15 protein-coding genes are annotated in these 14,048 nt (G+C 67.1%); 14 read left to right on the plus strand and 1 reads right to left on the minus strand.

The features are described 5' to 3' along the window. Positions 1-17: 17 nt before the first annotated feature. From ABZV40_RS00310 to ABZV40_RS00340, 7 genes are all read left to right on the plus strand, one after another. Complete coding sequence (locus ABZV40_RS00310) at positions 18-812, plus strand: ESX secretion-associated protein EspG (protein WP_355433635.1); 795 nt, start codon at positions 18-20, stop codon at positions 810-812. Positions 813-905: 93 nt separating this feature from the next. Further along, complete coding sequence (locus ABZV40_RS00315; protein ID WP_355433637.1) at positions 906-1,424, plus strand: YbaB/EbfC family nucleoid-associated protein; 519 nt, start codon at positions 906-908, stop codon at positions 1,422-1,424. Next, positions 1,424-1,753, plus strand: a complete 330-nt coding sequence (locus ABZV40_RS00320) for a hypothetical protein (protein ID WP_355433639.1) — start codon at positions 1,424-1,426, stop codon at positions 1,751-1,753. Before ABZV40_RS00315 ends, ABZV40_RS00320 begins: the two co-directional genes overlap by 1 nt. Before the next feature lie 38 nt (positions 1,754-1,791). Beyond that, a complete protein-coding gene (locus ABZV40_RS00325; RefSeq protein ID WP_355433641.1) occupies positions 1,792-3,057 on the plus strand; it encodes a hypothetical protein in 1,266 nt (421 codons plus the stop codon). A 215-nt stretch (positions 3,058-3,272) separates the two neighbouring features. Next, entirely contained in the window at positions 3,273-4,235 is a 963-nt protein-coding gene (locus ABZV40_RS00330; protein ID WP_355433642.1) for a hypothetical protein, read from the plus strand. A gap of 97 nt (positions 4,236-4,332) precedes the next feature. Beyond that, positions 4,333-5,433, plus strand: a complete 1,101-nt coding sequence (locus ABZV40_RS00335; protein ID WP_355433644.1) for a hypothetical protein — start codon at positions 4,333-4,335, stop codon at positions 5,431-5,433. Positions 5,434-5,565: 132 nt separating this feature from the next. After that, on the plus strand, positions 5,566-5,739 hold the full coding sequence (locus tag ABZV40_RS00340) for a hypothetical protein (protein WP_355433646.1): 174 nt from the start codon (positions 5,566-5,568) through the stop codon (positions 5,737-5,739). On the opposite strand, the gene ABZV40_RS00345 is transcribed toward ABZV40_RS00340, so the two are convergent. Further along, positions 5,736-6,383, minus strand: coding sequence for a DUF3159 domain-containing protein (locus tag ABZV40_RS00345; RefSeq protein WP_355433648.1), 648 nt, complete (start codon positions 6,381-6,383; stop codon positions 5,736-5,738). The genes ABZV40_RS00340 and ABZV40_RS00345 overlap by 4 nt on opposite strands. A gap of 127 nt (positions 6,384-6,510) precedes the next feature. Between ABZV40_RS00345 and ABZV40_RS00350 the strand changes: the two genes are divergently transcribed. From ABZV40_RS00350 to ABZV40_RS00380, 7 genes are all read left to right on the plus strand, one after another. Continuing rightward, positions 6,511-7,722 (plus strand): ROK family protein, encoded by a 1,212-nt coding sequence (locus ABZV40_RS00350; RefSeq protein WP_355433650.1) that lies wholly within the window; start codon positions 6,511-6,513, stop codon positions 7,720-7,722. A 16-nt stretch (positions 7,723-7,738) separates the two neighbouring features. Then, positions 7,739-9,079, plus strand: coding sequence for an ABC transporter substrate-binding protein (locus ABZV40_RS00355; RefSeq protein ID WP_355433652.1), 1,341 nt, complete (start codon positions 7,739-7,741; stop codon positions 9,077-9,079). Positions 9,080-9,090: 11 nt separating this feature from the next. Further along, a complete protein-coding gene (locus tag ABZV40_RS00360) occupies positions 9,091-10,065 on the plus strand; it encodes a sugar ABC transporter permease (RefSeq protein ID WP_355433654.1) in 975 nt (324 codons plus the stop codon). After that, entirely contained in the window at positions 10,062-10,955 is an 894-nt protein-coding gene (locus ABZV40_RS00365; protein ID WP_355433656.1) for a carbohydrate ABC transporter permease, read from the plus strand. Before ABZV40_RS00360 ends, ABZV40_RS00365 begins: the two co-directional genes overlap by 4 nt. Then, positions 10,952-12,220, plus strand: a complete 1,269-nt coding sequence (locus ABZV40_RS00370; protein WP_355433658.1) for a 6-phospho-beta-glucosidase — start codon at positions 10,952-10,954, stop codon at positions 12,218-12,220. The genes ABZV40_RS00365 and ABZV40_RS00370 overlap by 4 nt, the downstream gene beginning before the upstream one ends. A 5-nt stretch (positions 12,221-12,225) precedes the next feature. Next, positions 12,226-13,239 (plus strand): BadF/BadG/BcrA/BcrD ATPase family protein, encoded by a 1,014-nt coding sequence (locus tag ABZV40_RS00375; protein ID WP_355433660.1) that lies wholly within the window; start codon positions 12,226-12,228, stop codon positions 13,237-13,239. Between the two features lie 135 nt (positions 13,240-13,374). Further along, positions 13,375-13,665: a hypothetical protein gene (locus tag ABZV40_RS00380; protein ID WP_355433662.1), complete on the plus strand. Its 291-nt coding sequence runs from the start codon at positions 13,375-13,377 to the stop codon at positions 13,663-13,665. Positions 13,666-14,048 lie beyond the last annotated feature (383 nt).

A 14,048-nucleotide genomic window follows, 5' to 3' on the forward strand; every position in this document is an offset into this window, starting at 1 on the left:
AACGGTCGGGGATCTCGGTGCTGCACAGCGGAGTCGTGCTGCCGGTGACGGCGGTGTACGTGGCGTGGCAGGCAGAAGCTCTGCCCGAGCTGCACCGGGCGTTGCTCGTCGATCTCGACATCGACGGCGACGCCATCGCCGAAGGCGATGTCGACGGCGCGCTCGCGACGTTGCGGGACAGCTGGTCCGTCCTGGAACAGCACGGGCTCGCGCGAGGCCGCCAGGTCCATCCCGGCCTCGGGCGCACGCTGCGGCTGATCGCCGAGGCTGGACGCGACTACTACGCGTTCTTCAACTCCGGCGACGAGAACACCCGCAGCGCGCTCGTCGCCGTCTCGGGTGGCGAAGCGGTACGTGTGATCACCTTGCCGGACAAGCACTTCGTGATCGAGCCCGTGCGAGCCGATGAGGCACCACAGGCCTTGATCGCCGCACTGCCGGAGGCCCCGCCCGGACGAGGGCGAGTGATCTCGTTGCCCGCCGACGCGCTCATGCCGAAAGCCGTCGGATACCAGGACACGGGCTCAGTTCTGCAGAAGAACCGCCCGGCCAGCAGTCCACAGGAACAGCAGGTACAGGACCTGCGCCGGTTGCTGGCCGAGCCGCGGCTCGGCGGCGGGCAGTTGTTCGCGGGACACCGCGACCGCACCGGCAAACGAGTGCGGGTACCGAAACCCGTGACCTTCTTCGACACTCCCGGAGGCCGGTACCTCCAGTACGAGGTGAACAGCGGCAGCGGTCCCTGGATGACGGTGCAGCCCGGGGACTTCACCACGATGGCGAGCAGACTCGGTGCACTGGCAACGACGTGACGACCACGTTCTGGTCGACGGCCCGCACAGCTGGGTCGCCGACTGGCTCCGGCATCTCGCCGACACATCGATCTCGTTGCAAGGGGGCCATCCATGACCGATCCGCACCAGCTCGTCGAGGACTACGAGCAGCGCACCGCAGCGCTGCTCGAAAGGGCGGAGGAAGCCAAGTCCCAGATCGCGAACCTGACCGGCACCGCCACCAGCTCTGACGGCGCCGTGACGGTGAGCGTCAGCGCTGGCGGCGCGCTGCTCAGCCTGTCGTTCGGCGCGAAGGCCGACGACATGCCCAAAGACCGCCTGGCCGCCCTGGTGATGGCTACGGCGAAGCGCGCCCAAGCTCAGGCCGTCGGCCAGATCGCCACGATCATGGCCCCGGTCATCGGCGACAACAGCGACGCGATGCGGTTCGTCCAGTCGCAGATCCCGCGCATCGACGTCCCGGACGAGCCCGACGACACACCTCCGGCACCGCGCCAGTTCGTGGTGAACGAGGAACAGCAGGAAGCCGCCCAGGCCGCCCCTCCTCCTCGCCCCGTCCGCCGTCCGGCCGAGGACGACGACACCGACTACGACCAGCGCGACCTGTTCAAGAAGGAAGGTGGCTGGTGATGTCCGGCGGCTTCCAGATCGACCTGCAAGCTCTCGAAGTCCACGAACGCGAACTCAAAGCCCTCATCGCGGGTCTCCCCGATGCGAAGGCCGCCGGGGGCAGCACCGTCGGGAACTTCGAGGCCTGGGGTCTGGCAGGCCAGTTCTTCGCCCTGCTCATGAACAACTGGACGGTGGAAGCGAGTGACTACGTCGACACCGTCAAGAAGGCCGGCGACGCGCTGATCGAGCGGTTCGCAGACATGCGCAAGACCTACGCAGACCAGGAAGAAGCGATGGCGCGGATGTTCCAGAAGCTGCGCGAGGACCTGGACGGGAGCAAGCCGTGAGCGAGGACGCGCCGAAGAACATCGGAGAGCTCAACCCGATGAAGGCGACCGAGGAGTTCAAGGCGAGTGACCTGGCGGGGTTCTCCAATCTCGACAGCCCCACTCAGGCATGGGATGCCGCGGGCATCTTCAGCAGCTCCGCAAACCTGGTCTACGACGGCATCAAGGGCGACTGGACCGCGTTTCTCGGAGACGCGGTGGGCTTCGGCATGGACCTGCTCGGGTTCGTGACCAATCCGCTGGGCAGCCTGCTGTCCGCCGGCATCGGCTGGTTGATCGAGCACATCGCGTTCATCAAAGAGGCTCTCGATTTTGTCGCGGGTGACCCCGATGCCGTCAACGCGATCGCCTCGACCTGGAGCAACATCGCCAAGCGGATGCAGGAGACCGCCGACAAGTACACGGGCACTCTGGGCGCGCTCTCCGGTGCGCGGGGCGCCGCGATCGACGGCTACCGCAAGGCCGTGCAGGACTTCTCGAACGTGGTGGCGGGCGGTGCGAGCCACGCCACCTCGGCCGCGCAGGCGATGACGGTCGCCGCCTCAGCGGTCGGTGTGGTGCGCGGCGCGATCCGGGACGCCATCGCGAGCTTCATCTCCAACACGATCATCAAGTTCGCAGCCGCGACGGCGCTTGCGCCGTTGACGTTCGGGGCCTCGGAGGCGGCCTTCATCGCCGACACGGTCGCGGAGGGCGCGATCACGGCGGGAAAGAACGCGAAGAAGATCAGCAAGGTCGTCAAACAGCTGGAGAAGGTCGCCGACGAGGCAAAGCACTCGCGGGACATGCTCAAAGGAGCGGGGAAGAACCTCAAGAAGACCGTCACGGACTACAACAGAGACGCAGCGAAGCACGCCAAGGACGCCTTGAAGGCGGCGAAGAGAGCACAGGCAGGCAAGCTCGACGCGGATGACGTCAAGCGTCTCAAAGAGATCGGCGCAGAGGGCGAGCGGCTGAAAGGCGCCAGGAAGGACGCCATCGACTCACTGGCGGACACCCGCAACTCGAACCTCCGCGAAAGCTTGAACGTGGGAAACCCGCGCTTCGACGACGCAGCCGACCTGCTCGAGCGTGAGGTCACGCCGAAGGTGTTCGGACACGAGTTGCCTGAGGTTTCGCTGCCGAAATACCCCAAGATCCTCGGCAACGCGGCTGTCCAGGAGTGGAGCGACCAGACGCACCGCGAGGCTGACGCCGGTGTCAAGCAGGACGAGAAGGACGAAGCCTGGCGGAAGTACTGGGAGGAGCAGCGCGGAAACGCCGGCAAGACAGGTCCGTTCCAGCGCATGGAAGGCGACCTGTGATCGAGCTGTTCGCACGCCGGGTGATCGGGCTGGCTCTGATCGTCCTGGCCGCACTGCTCCCGATCGTCGCCGCTGCCCGCCTGTCCAGCTGGGAGAACACTCTCGCCGGGAGGAAGTCCGTCCAGCCTCTCGGCTTCGGCGACATCGCGGTCGTCGGCACCGGCCTGTGGGGGATCATCCTGGCGGGTCTGTGGTGGCACTGGCGGCGAACGACGATGTGGTCGGTCTGGGCTCGGTGGGCCTCCGCAACAGGCCTTTTCGCAGCACTGCTCACCAGCCTCCAGCTCGCGGGTGACCGAGGGCAGCCGTCCGCGCTGGCGATCTGGCTGGGAATGCTCCTCGCGTGCTGGGCGCTGGGCGAGGCGGCGCGCCTCGTCGTCACGCGGCCCGTGACCGCAGGCCTGATCGGATCGAAGCTGGAGATCCCGTTTCCCACGAGGGATCTCAAGGCACGGCTGTGCGTGCGGGCGGACCGGCTCGTGCTGGACAGCCTCACCTCCCGGCGCAAACGTTCGCGTGATGTGATCGCCGTCCCGTGGGCGGCGTTGCGATCGATCGAACTCGTCGAGGTCGAGCAGGAAATGGTCTGCCAGGTGCTCGTGTTCTCGAACAGCCACGAGGCGAACGCGCGTGAGTTCGACGTGCGGCCAGGCCCTGCACTGCACGTGATCGGCACCGCACGAGAACTGCTGATACCGGTGACCGAACAGGTGGGTCGAACCGCACTCGCCGCGATACGGGCACGATCTGCCGGCATCGAACCCGAGGAGCCGCTCACGGAAAAGGACTGGTCCCGCGAGACCGGCGTGTACCGGGGGGACAGCCCAAAGGGCAACTACCGCACCGACGGCCGCCCTTACATCCTCGGAGTCGTCGGAATCTTCCTGCTCATGCCGCTCTTCATGCTTTCCGGCATGACGCTGTCGCTCATCACTGGCTCGGCGAGGATGCAAGACCAGTTCTACGCACACGGAGGTGTGGTCAAGCCGGCGAACGTCGTGGTGCTGGGTGTCGGTTCGATCGTATTCCTGTACCTGTTGAACCGCCTTGTGATCAAAGCCTTCATCCAGCACATGAAGGTCCAGGACTACATCGAAGCGTTTCCAGAACCGCCTCCTCCCCCTCCGAAGGCCGGAACGGTTCCTGGATCAGGCAGGAAGCGGAAAAGGCATCGGTAGTGCGATGGCCGATGCAGCGGCGTGAACACGGCGGCTCTCAGCGCGGTTTGGAAGGCGACCTGTGATCGAAGTCCTGGCACGTAGGGCAGTCGGGCTGATGCTGGTCGCCCTGGCCGCGTTCATCCCCTTCGCCGCCTACCCGAGCCTCGACGACTGGGACGCCAAGCTCGCAGGACGTCGCAATCCGTCCGCTCATACCGTGCTCGAACTCGTGCTCGGCAGCAGCGCCATCTGGCTGATCATCGCCATTGGGCTGGGCTGGCACTGGCGCCGCACGACGATGTGGCCGATCTGGGCCCGATGGGCCGCCTTCCCCGGCCTCTTCGTCTCCGTCTTCACCTGCTTCTTCATCGCGGGCGAGCGGAACACGCCGATCGCACTGGCCATCGGCGTCGGTCTCGTCGTGGCGTGCTGGTTGGTGGGCGAGGCGGCGCGGCTCGTCCTGACCCGGCCCGTCACTGCCGGGCTGATCTCCTCGAAACTGGAAATCCCGTTTCCCACCAGGGGACTCAAGGCTCGCTTGTGCGTCAGGGCTGACCGGCTGGTCCTGGACAGCCTGGCGTCGCGGCGCAAACGTTCTCGTGACGTGATCGCTGTGCCGTGGACGTCTCTCAGGTCGATCGAGTTGATGGAGGTCGGGCAGAAGACGGTCTGTCAGGTGCACGTGTTCTCGAACTGGGTCGTTCCGAACACCCGTGAGTTCGAGGTGACACCCGGCCCCGCACTGCACGTCGTCGGAACCGCGCGAGAGCTGCTGATACCGGTGACCGCACGAGTGGGCGAGGCCGCGCTCACCGCAGTGCGGGCCCGGTCCGCGGCTGTCGAACTGGTGGAAGACCCGTTCGCAAGGCTGAGTTGGAACGCCGCTACTCGCGTTTATCCGGACTTGCGGCGAAAGGAACCTATCCGCACCGACAGTCGTCCCTACATCCTCGCGATCGTCGGCGCGTTCCTGCTCATGCCGCTGGTCATGCTGTCCGGGATGACGCTCTCGCTCGTCATCGGTTCAGCGAGGATGCAGGAGCAGTTCTACGCGCGCGGCGGGGTGGTGGATCCGGCCGGAGTCGCACTTCTCGGCGTCGCCTCGATCGTGTTCCTCTACCTGCTGCACCGCTTCGTGATCAAGGCCTTCCTGAAGGCGATGGAGGTCCAGGACTTCATCGAGGCCTATCCGGCACCACCTGCCAAGAAGCGCTAGGCGTCACAGATCACACACGACTCGTCGCGTCTGTCCACAAGGGCGCATCCGGATGTGTCATGGTCAGCGGTGATCCACCTTCCAGCGGCGGAGTGGGGCCCAGATTCCGGCCCCTTCGAGCTCCTCGGTCCAATGGGCCCGATCGGCCTCGTCCTCGTGTTCTCGCTCATCTCCTTCACCGTGGTGATCGTGCTGGGCCGCAGCCACCAGAAGACCCTTGAGCGCCGGCGACAGGAGTACCTGGCGCTGCAGCGGCTCCAGCAGCAACAGCAGAAGCCACAGCAGGAGGACCCGCCCCTGCACTAAGCGGCGGACTCCGGCAACTGCGGGTGCCGGAAGCCGGGGTGACCGGCGGGCAACGCCTGCCGCAACAGCCACCCCGACACCAGGACACAGACGATCTGCAACGGCCACGACAACATGACCCGCAAACCGGCCAGCCAGAAGATCTGCGCATCAAGCCACAATGGCGTGAACACGGCAACACGCAGCACGTACTGACCGACCCAGGCCCACGATGCGACTGAATAGGCGCGCAAAAGGGCAGGATCTCGCCGCCACCGCGTCTTCTGCCCCAACAGCGTCCCCACCACCACGCCGAGCAACGGCCAGCGCACCGCGATCGAGCCCGCCCACGCCAGGGCCGAGGCCACGTTGGACAGCAGCTGGATGAGGAAGAAGTCCTCGACGCGCCCGGTGTACAAAGCGACCAGCGAAGCCGCCACCACCAGCAGCACGGACAGCACGACCGCGCGCGGTTTCTCGCCGCGCACGAAGCGGACCACGCCGATCACCACGCCGCACAGCACGGCGGCGACGGCACCGGCGCCGACGGAGTGGCTCCACAGCAGCCAGCCCGCGACGAACGCCAGTGGCGGCAGCGAGGCGTCGAGCGCGCCGCCCCGGCCTCCGAGCAGTGATGCGAGCGACTCCTGGCGCACGTCCGTCATGGTTCCAGGGTGCCTTAGGTGAACCTAAGTCAGGTAACGGACCCATATCGGGGATTGACCCCGGTGAACCAGGTCACTACCGTCTCCACGAAATCGTCTGGAAAGTTAACAGACAGGAGCGGACCTAATGCGTGCCGGAAGCCCACGACTGCTGCGGGAGATCAACGACCGCGCAGCCATCGAGGCTTTGCTGCGCAACGGGCCGCTGACCAGGTCGGAGTTGGAAGGCCTGATCGGTCTTTCCAAGCCGGCGACCGCACAGCTGCTCACCCGGCTGGAAACCGCCGACACCGTGGTCCGCAACGGGCTGCGCGGCGGTGGACGCGGGCCGCGTGCCCAGCTGTGGTCGGTCAACGGGGCCCTCGCGCACATCGCGGCCGTCGACCTCACCCCGGAGACGGTCGACATCGCGATCGCGGACATCTCCGGCACCGTGCTCACCGAGCACAAGGCGCCGATGCCCGCCAAGCACGGTGTGCTCGAGGCGTTCGTGAGCGCGGTCGGCAAGGCGTGCGGGCAGGCAGGCCTGCAGTCCGACCAGCTGCTGCACGTCGTGGTGGGTTGTCCCGGAGCGGTGAACCCCGCGAACGGCGAGCTCGCCTACGCACCTCACCTGCCCGGCTGGAGCGGTTTCGACCTGCCCGGCCGGTTGTCCGAGCAGCTCGCGACCTCGGTGAGCGTCGAGAACGACGTCAACCTCGTCGCGCTGGAGGAGATGGTCGCCGGACGGGCCACCGAGGTGCGCAACTTCGTCGTCATCTGGCCCGCGGACCTCGTCGGTGCCGCCGTCGTGATCAACGGGGTGCTGCTGCGCGGCGCCTCCGGTGGCGCGGGCGAGATCGACGGGCTGATGATCCCCGACCGCGCATCGGCCGACACCGACACCGACCGCTCCGGCGGCACGTTCGGTGAGCTGCTCAGCAACGCATCGATCTGCAAGCTCGCCAGGGCCCACGGGCTCGCCGCGCGCAACGGCCACGGGGCCGTGCGCAAGGCGTTGGCCGCGGGGCCGGCGGGCCGGGAGTTCATGGTCGATCTCGCCAGGCGCATCGCCACGGGCGTGGCCAGCGTCGTCGCGGTGCTCGACCCGGAACTCATCCTCCTGTCCGGCGACATCGCCCAGGCAGGCGGAACCACGCTGAACGATCTCGTTGCCGCGGAACTGCGGCAACTGGTGGTGCCGAGGACCCCTGTCCAGCTGGCTCTGGTGACCGGGAAACCGGTGCGCAGCGGCGCACTGCACTCGGCCCTGGCCGTGGCACGCGAACAGGTGTTCGGCCTGCCGGCAGCCACCACGGCTCCATTCCGCGGCCCTGTGGTCGCCGGGTCCCCACGTTGATCGAGAAGGAGTGCACATGCGCAAGCACACCCGTGCTGCCTTGCTCTGTGTCGCCGCAGGAATGGCTACAGCGCTGACCCTCACCGCATGTGCGGCGGGCAAGGGTGGCGGCGCGAATTCCGATGCCGCAGCTGCTCCTGGCAAGGACGACAAGCTCACCCTCACGGTCTGGAGCAACTACGCCGACCGCGAGTACGAAGAGGTCACCAAGGCCCTCAAGACGTTCAACAAGAAGTTCCCGAACATCGAGATCAAGCACGAGGGCTCGCAGGACGACGACAAGATCACCGCGGGCATCCGGTCGGGCAACACGCCTGACGTCGCGCTGTCGTTCACCACCGACAACATCGGTCAGTTCTGCTCCTCCGGCGCGTTCCAGCCGCTGAAGCCGTACATCGATCGCGACAAGGTCGACCTCAACCAGATCACCCCGGCCGTGCGCGAGTACACCGAGTACAAGGGCAACCGCTGCGCGATGCCCATGCTCACCGACGTCTACGCCATGTACTACAACACGGACATGCTGACGACGGCCGGGATCCCGGCCCCGCCGAAGACGCTGGACGAGCTGTTCGAGGACACCAAGAAGCTGACCAAGAAGGCCCCGAACGGCGATATCGAGGTCGCGGGTTACCTGCCCACCATGGGCTTCTACGCCAACCGCCCGACCATCCTGGGACCGACGTTCGGTGCCGAGTGGACGACCCCGGACGGCAAGTCGGCGCTCTCCACCTCGCCCGGCTTCACCGAGATGATGACGTTCCAGAAGAAGCTCGTGGACTTCTACGGCTACGAGGCGCTGGAGCGCTTCCGCGCCGGTCTCGGTCAGGAGTACTCGGCCGACCACGCGTTCCACCAGGGCAAGATCGCGATCATGATGGACGGCGAGTACCGCACCGCCTTCCTCAAGGCCCAGGCGCCGCAGATCAAGTTCGGCACGGCCCCGTTCCCGACCTGGAAGCCCGCCGACTACGGCACCGCCTTCACCACCGGCACGATCATGGGCATTCCCAAGGGCGCCAAGCACCCCGGCGCCGCGTGGGAGCTGATCAAGCACCTGTCGTTCGACACCGACACGATCGTCGACCTGTCCAACGCCATCAAGAACGTGCCGAGCACCAAGGCCGCGATGGACAGCCCGAAGCTGGACGTCGACGAGCAGTTCAAGACGTTCATCGACCTGGCCAAGAGCGACAAGCTCAAGGGCAACCCGGTCACCCCGATCGGTGACGCGCACATCAAGGCCATGACCGACTTCGCGGTGTCCTACACCTCCGGCAAGGTCCCGGACCTGGCGGCAGGCCTCAAGGAAGTCGACAAGAACATCGACGACCAGGTCGCCAAGAGCGGCAAGTAGGGGATCTCACGATGACCGCCACGCTCGGCGCCCGTCCCGCCCCCGGCAGGGGGCGGGCACGTGCCCGCAACCGTCTCACCGTGCTCGGGTTCATGGCCCCGGCCACCATCGGCTTCGTCCTGTTCTTCGGCTATCCGCTGGTCGCCACGGTCGTCTTCTCGTTCACGAAGTACGACCTGATCAACGCCCCGGAGTTCACCGGCCTCGACAACTACACGTTCATGTTCAAGGACCCCTTGTTCATCAAGGCGATCCAGAACACGCTGTGGTTCGTCGTCGTGCTGACCTTCGCGCGGACCGTGTTCGCGCTGGGCGTGGCGTCCGTCATCGCACGTCTCAAATCCGGTGTGGGCCTGATCCGCACGCTCTGCTACCTCCCGTCGCTGGCACCGCCGGTGGCCGCGACGCTCGTGTTCTTCATGGTGCTGCGCCCCAACGGCGGCCCGTTCGCCACGTTGCTCGGCTGGTTCGGTCTCGACTCACCGCTGTGGTTCTCCGACCCGTCGTGGGCCAAGCCCGGCATCACCGCGATCATGCTGTGGATCTCCGGCGACCTGATGATCATCATCCTGGCGGCGATCCTCGACGTGCCGCAGGAGCAGTACGAGGCGGCCGAGCTCGACGGCGCCGGCCCGGTCCGCCGGTGGTGGCACGTCACGCTGCCGACGATCTCCCCGGTGCTGCTCTTCGGCATCGTGAACTCGGTGATCCTCGCCCTGCAGCTGTTCACCCAGGCCGTCGTCGCGGGGTCGGCGGGCTCGGGTTCGGCGGACTCCACGGGGTCGACCAAGTACCTCGGGTTCCCGGACAACTCGACGCTGACGTTCCCGGTTTACCTGTACACGCAAGGCTTCCGGTACTTCGACATGGGCTACGCCGCCGCGATGGCGACCGTCCTGTTCGTCATCTCGTTCGCCGTGACGATCGTGCTGGTGCAGCGGATGCGCAAGGGCTCCGCCGCTGAGGAAGGGGGCCCGGGAGCATGACCGCCACGCTCACCAAGCCACCGGTGGACGTCTCCACCGAGCCGGAACAGCCGAAGAAACCCCGTGACACCAGGGGAATCCTCACCTGGGTCGCCACGCACGCGATCGGTCTCGTCCTGGGCCTGATGTTCGCGACGCCCGTGCTGTTCGTGTTCCTCACCGCGGTGATGTCGGACAACCAGGCGTTCACCTCGGACCTGTGGCCGCGGGAATGGCACTGGGAGAACTTCATCGAGGTCTTCAACAAGGCCCCGCTGTTCCAGTACCTGTTCAACAGCCTCACGTACTCGCTGCTCGCCACCGCGGGCATGCTGATCTCGTCGATCCCGGCGGCCTACGCGCTCGCGAAGCTCAAGTGGCGCGGGCGGAACGTGGCCTTCCTGCTGGTGATCGGCGCGATGATGCTGCCGCCGCAGGTCGTGGCGGTGCCGCTGTACGACACGTGGTCGTCGCTCGGTCTGACCGGCACGCTGGTGCCGTTGATCGCTCCTTACTTCTTGTTCGACGCGTTCAGCATCTTCTTGCTGCGTCAGTTCATGCTGACCATCCCTCAGTCCTATGTGGACGCTGCGAGGGTGGACGGCTGCTCGGAGTTCCAGGCACTGGTGCGGATCATCGTGCCGATGGCCAAGCCCGGCATCGCCGCCACGGCGCTGTTCTGCTTCCTCTTCACCTGGAACGACTACTTCGGCCCGTTGCTCTACACCGGCGAGGTGAAGGAGCAGTGGACGTTGTCGCTGGCACTGGCGACGTTCAAGGGCATGCACATCGTGCAGTGGAACTCAGCAATGGCGGTGACGTTCCTGACGATGATCCCGGCGATCATCCTCTTCATCTTCGCCCAGAAGTCGTTCGTCAAGGGCATCACCTTCACAGGAGTCAAGGGATGAAACTGACCGTCGTCGGTGGCGGGTCCACCTACACACCGGAGCTGATCGACGGCATTGCGGGCCGTCGCACCAGCCTCGCGGTGGACGAGATCGTCCTCGTCGACCCGGACGAGCACCGTCTGTCGATCATCGGCCCGTTCTGCCGCCGGCTGCTGCAACACGCCGGGCACCCGGCGAAGGTGCGCACCACCACGTCGCTGGAACAGGGTGTCGAGGGCGCCTCGGCGGTGCTGCTCCAGCTGCGGGTGGGCGGCCAGGCGGCCCGTGCTTCCGACGAGACGTTCCCGCTGACCTGCGGGTGCGTCGGCCAGGAGACGACCGGCGCGGGTGGCCTCGCCAAGGCCCTGCGGACCGTGCCGGTCGTCCTGGACATCGCGGACAAGGTCCGTGCGATCGCCGGCGAGAACACCTGGATCGTGAACTTCACGAACCCGGTCGGCATCGTGACGCGGGCTCTGCTGCAGCACGGCCACAAGGCGATCGGCCTGTGCAACGTGGCGATCACGTTCCAGCGCTGGACCTCCCGCCTGCTCGGCGTCGATCCGTCCACTGTGGAGCTTGAGCACGTCGGCCTGAACCACCTGACGTGGGAACGCGGCGTGCACGTCGACGGCGTCGACCGCCTGCCGGAGCTCCTCTCGCAGCACGCGGAAGGCCTCGCCGAGCACATCGGCATCGACGCCGCCCTCATGCAGCGCCTGAACATGGTCCCCTCGTACTACCTGAACTACTTCTACAACCACGACGTGGTCGTGAAGAAGCAGCTCAAGGAACCGCCGCGCGCCGAGGTCGTGGCCACGGTGGAAAAGGAGCTGCTGGACATCTACGGCGACCCGTCGGTCGTGACGAAGCCGGAGCAGCTCTCGCAGCGCGGTGGCGCCTACTACTCCGAGGCCGCGGTGCAGCTCGTGCACGCACTGACGGGCGGCGCCGGCGCCGAGAAGCACGTGGTGAACGTCCAGAACAACGGCACCCTGCCGTTCCTGCCGGACGACGCCGTCATCGAGGTGTCGTCCACAGTGGACGCCAAGGGCGGTGTCCCGCTGCCGGTGCGCCCGGTCGAGCCCACCATCTCGGGCCTGATCTCGCACGTGACGGCCTACGAGTACCTGGCCCTGGAGGCCGCGGTCCACGGCGGCCGCGACCGAGTGGCCAACGCACTGCTCGCCCACCCGTTGATCGGCCAGCAGGCCGTCGCGGACCAGCTGGCCGACGAGCTGATCGCGCAGAACCGCGACCTGCTGCCGTGGGTGAAGGGAGCCTGACACCGATGACGGACCGGGTGCTCGCGATCGACGGCGGGAACAGCAAGACCGCGGTGCTGCTGGTCGACGCGGACGGCAAGGTGCTCGCGCAGGTGCGCGGCCCCGGCGCGCCGCCGCAGACCGTGGGCATGAAGCACGGGCTCGACGTGTTCGAGGGACTGGCACGCGAGGCCGCAGCGCAGGCGGGACTGTCCCCGAACGAGCCGATCGCCTCGCACACCTCCGCCTACCTCGCGGGAGCGGACCTGCCCCGCGAGGAGGAGGACCTGACGCGAGCGATCTCCGAGCGAGGCTGGTCCAGCACGACCTTCGTGGGCAACGACACCTTCGCCCTGCTCCGCGCGGGCACCGCCGCCGCAGGGGGCATCGCGGTCGTCTGCGGCGCGGGCATCAACGCGGTGGGCGTGGCCCGGGACGGCCGCACCCACCGCTTCCCCGCGCTGGGCGCCATCTCCGGCGACTGGGGCGGCGGCGGCCAGCTCGGCAACGACGCGCTGTGGCACGCGGTCCGCGCGGAAGACGGCCGGGGCAAGCCCACCGAGCTCCTCCCGGCCCTCCTCGCCCACTACGGCGAAACCTCCATCCTCAAAGTGGTCGAAAAGATCCACTTCGAGGAGATCGAACTGGATCCGCACGCCCTGTGCCCGCTCGTCTTCGAGGTGGCGGCCCGCGGTGACTCCGTCGCCCTCGCCCAAATCGACCGGCTGATCGAGGAGATCGTCCTCCTCGCCACCGTCTCGATGCGCAAGCTCGACCTGATGGACGAGCCCGTCGACGTGGTGCTGGGCGGTGGCGTCCTGACCAACACCGGCGACGTGGTCGTCGGCCCTGTGCGCCAACAGATCACGGAAGCCGCCCCTCTGGCCCAAGTTCGAGTGGTGGACGTCCCGCCCGTGGTGGGCGCCGCGCTCCTGGGCCTGGACCACATCGGAGCCTCGCCGGGCGCGGAGCTGAGGCTGCGCTCGGCCTACGACGAACACCTCCCCACAGCCGCACTGGACGTAGCAGCCAGCGGCTGACCAGACCCCGTCTCAGGGGGTAGATCGGCGGCGGCGCCCCCTGAGACGGTCCCAAGCCCACTGCTCGGGGCAGATCGGCGGCGGCGTCCCGAGCAGTGGTCCCACCCCTTTCCGAGGGGGAGCTGATCGGCGGCGGTGCTCCCCCTCGGAAAGGTCCCACGCCCCTACGGAACCGGTGCTTCGGAAGAAGAACTGACCAACGGCTCGGACGACAGGCTGGGCACCGAGACCGACGGCACCGCGGTCGTCTCGACGACGCTGGCGGAAGGCTCCGCCCTCTCCGGCGCAACCACCGGATTCGAATGCGGAGGCGGCGTGACCCGAACCGCAGAAGCCCCGGAAACGCCGGAAACGCCGGACGGCCGCCCTCGCACCACCCGAACCGCAGACGACGAGGTGGTCGGCGAGAACTCCATGGGCGGCTGATCGCCACCCTCCTGAGCCACCTCAGGTTCTGGACCGGACGTCACGGGAACCGGCACGACTCCGGCGGACATGGCCACCCCGGCCAGCACTCCGAGCGTGACCAGCGCGACACCAAGCGAAACAGAAGGCAGCGGCACCCGAGAACGCACGCACCAGAAGCTAGCGACCGGTCGCGCCGAATCCCCGCGATCACCCTGGACGAGCCTCGAGCTTCGCTCGATCGAGTGGTAAAGAATCGTCACCCACAGCGACAAAACCTACGATTGCGTAACCGACGGTGGCGTAACCAGCGGTTGGTTGTGCATGCTAATCAGTCGCCCACGATCGGGAGCCGCGGGCAACCGCGATGCGAAGGCCGCAAGTCGCGCGAGATAGGGGGATGT

Origin of the sequence: Lentzea sp. NPDC004782 (assembly GCF_040609115.1) — a bacterium.
Classification (GTDB): domain Bacteria; phylum Actinomycetota; class Actinomycetes; order Mycobacteriales; family Pseudonocardiaceae; genus Lentzea.

Coding starts and splice junctions, on each gene's coding strand:
- ABZV40_RS00355 (WP_355433652.1), top strand. CDS start 7,739: ATGCGCAAGCACACCCGTGCTGCCTTGCTCTGTGTCGCCGCAGGAATG.
- ABZV40_RS00360 (WP_355433654.1), top strand. CDS start 9,091: ATGACCGCCACGCTCGGCGCCCGTCCCGCCCCCGGCAGGGGGCGGGCA.
- ABZV40_RS00375 (WP_355433660.1), top strand. CDS start 12,226: ATGACGGACCGGGTGCTCGCGATCGACGGCGGGAACAGCAAGACCGCG.
- ABZV40_RS00365 (WP_355433656.1), top strand. CDS start 10,062: ATGACCGCCACGCTCACCAAGCCACCGGTGGACGTCTCCACCGAGCCG.
- ABZV40_RS00315 (WP_355433637.1), top strand. CDS start 906: ATGACCGATCCGCACCAGCTCGTCGAGGACTACGAGCAGCGCACCGCA.
- ABZV40_RS00370 (WP_355433658.1), top strand. CDS start 10,952: ATGAAACTGACCGTCGTCGGTGGCGGGTCCACCTACACACCGGAGCTG.
- ABZV40_RS00340 (WP_355433646.1), top strand. CDS start 5,566: ATGGGCCCGATCGGCCTCGTCCTCGTGTTCTCGCTCATCTCCTTCACC.
- ABZV40_RS00350 (WP_355433650.1), top strand. CDS start 6,511: ATGCGTGCCGGAAGCCCACGACTGCTGCGGGAGATCAACGACCGCGCA.
- ABZV40_RS00345 (WP_355433648.1), bottom strand. CDS start 6,383: ATGACGGACGTGCGCCAGGAGTCGCTCGCATCACTGCTCGGAGGCCGG.
- ABZV40_RS00330 (WP_355433642.1), top strand. CDS start 3,273: ATGTGGTCGGTCTGGGCTCGGTGGGCCTCCGCAACAGGCCTTTTCGCA.
- ABZV40_RS00325 (WP_355433641.1), top strand. CDS start 1,792: ATGAAGGCGACCGAGGAGTTCAAGGCGAGTGACCTGGCGGGGTTCTCC.
- ABZV40_RS00320 (WP_355433639.1), top strand. CDS start 1,424: ATGTCCGGCGGCTTCCAGATCGACCTGCAAGCTCTCGAAGTCCACGAA.
- ABZV40_RS00335 (WP_355433644.1), top strand. CDS start 4,333: ATGCTGGTCGCCCTGGCCGCGTTCATCCCCTTCGCCGCCTACCCGAGC.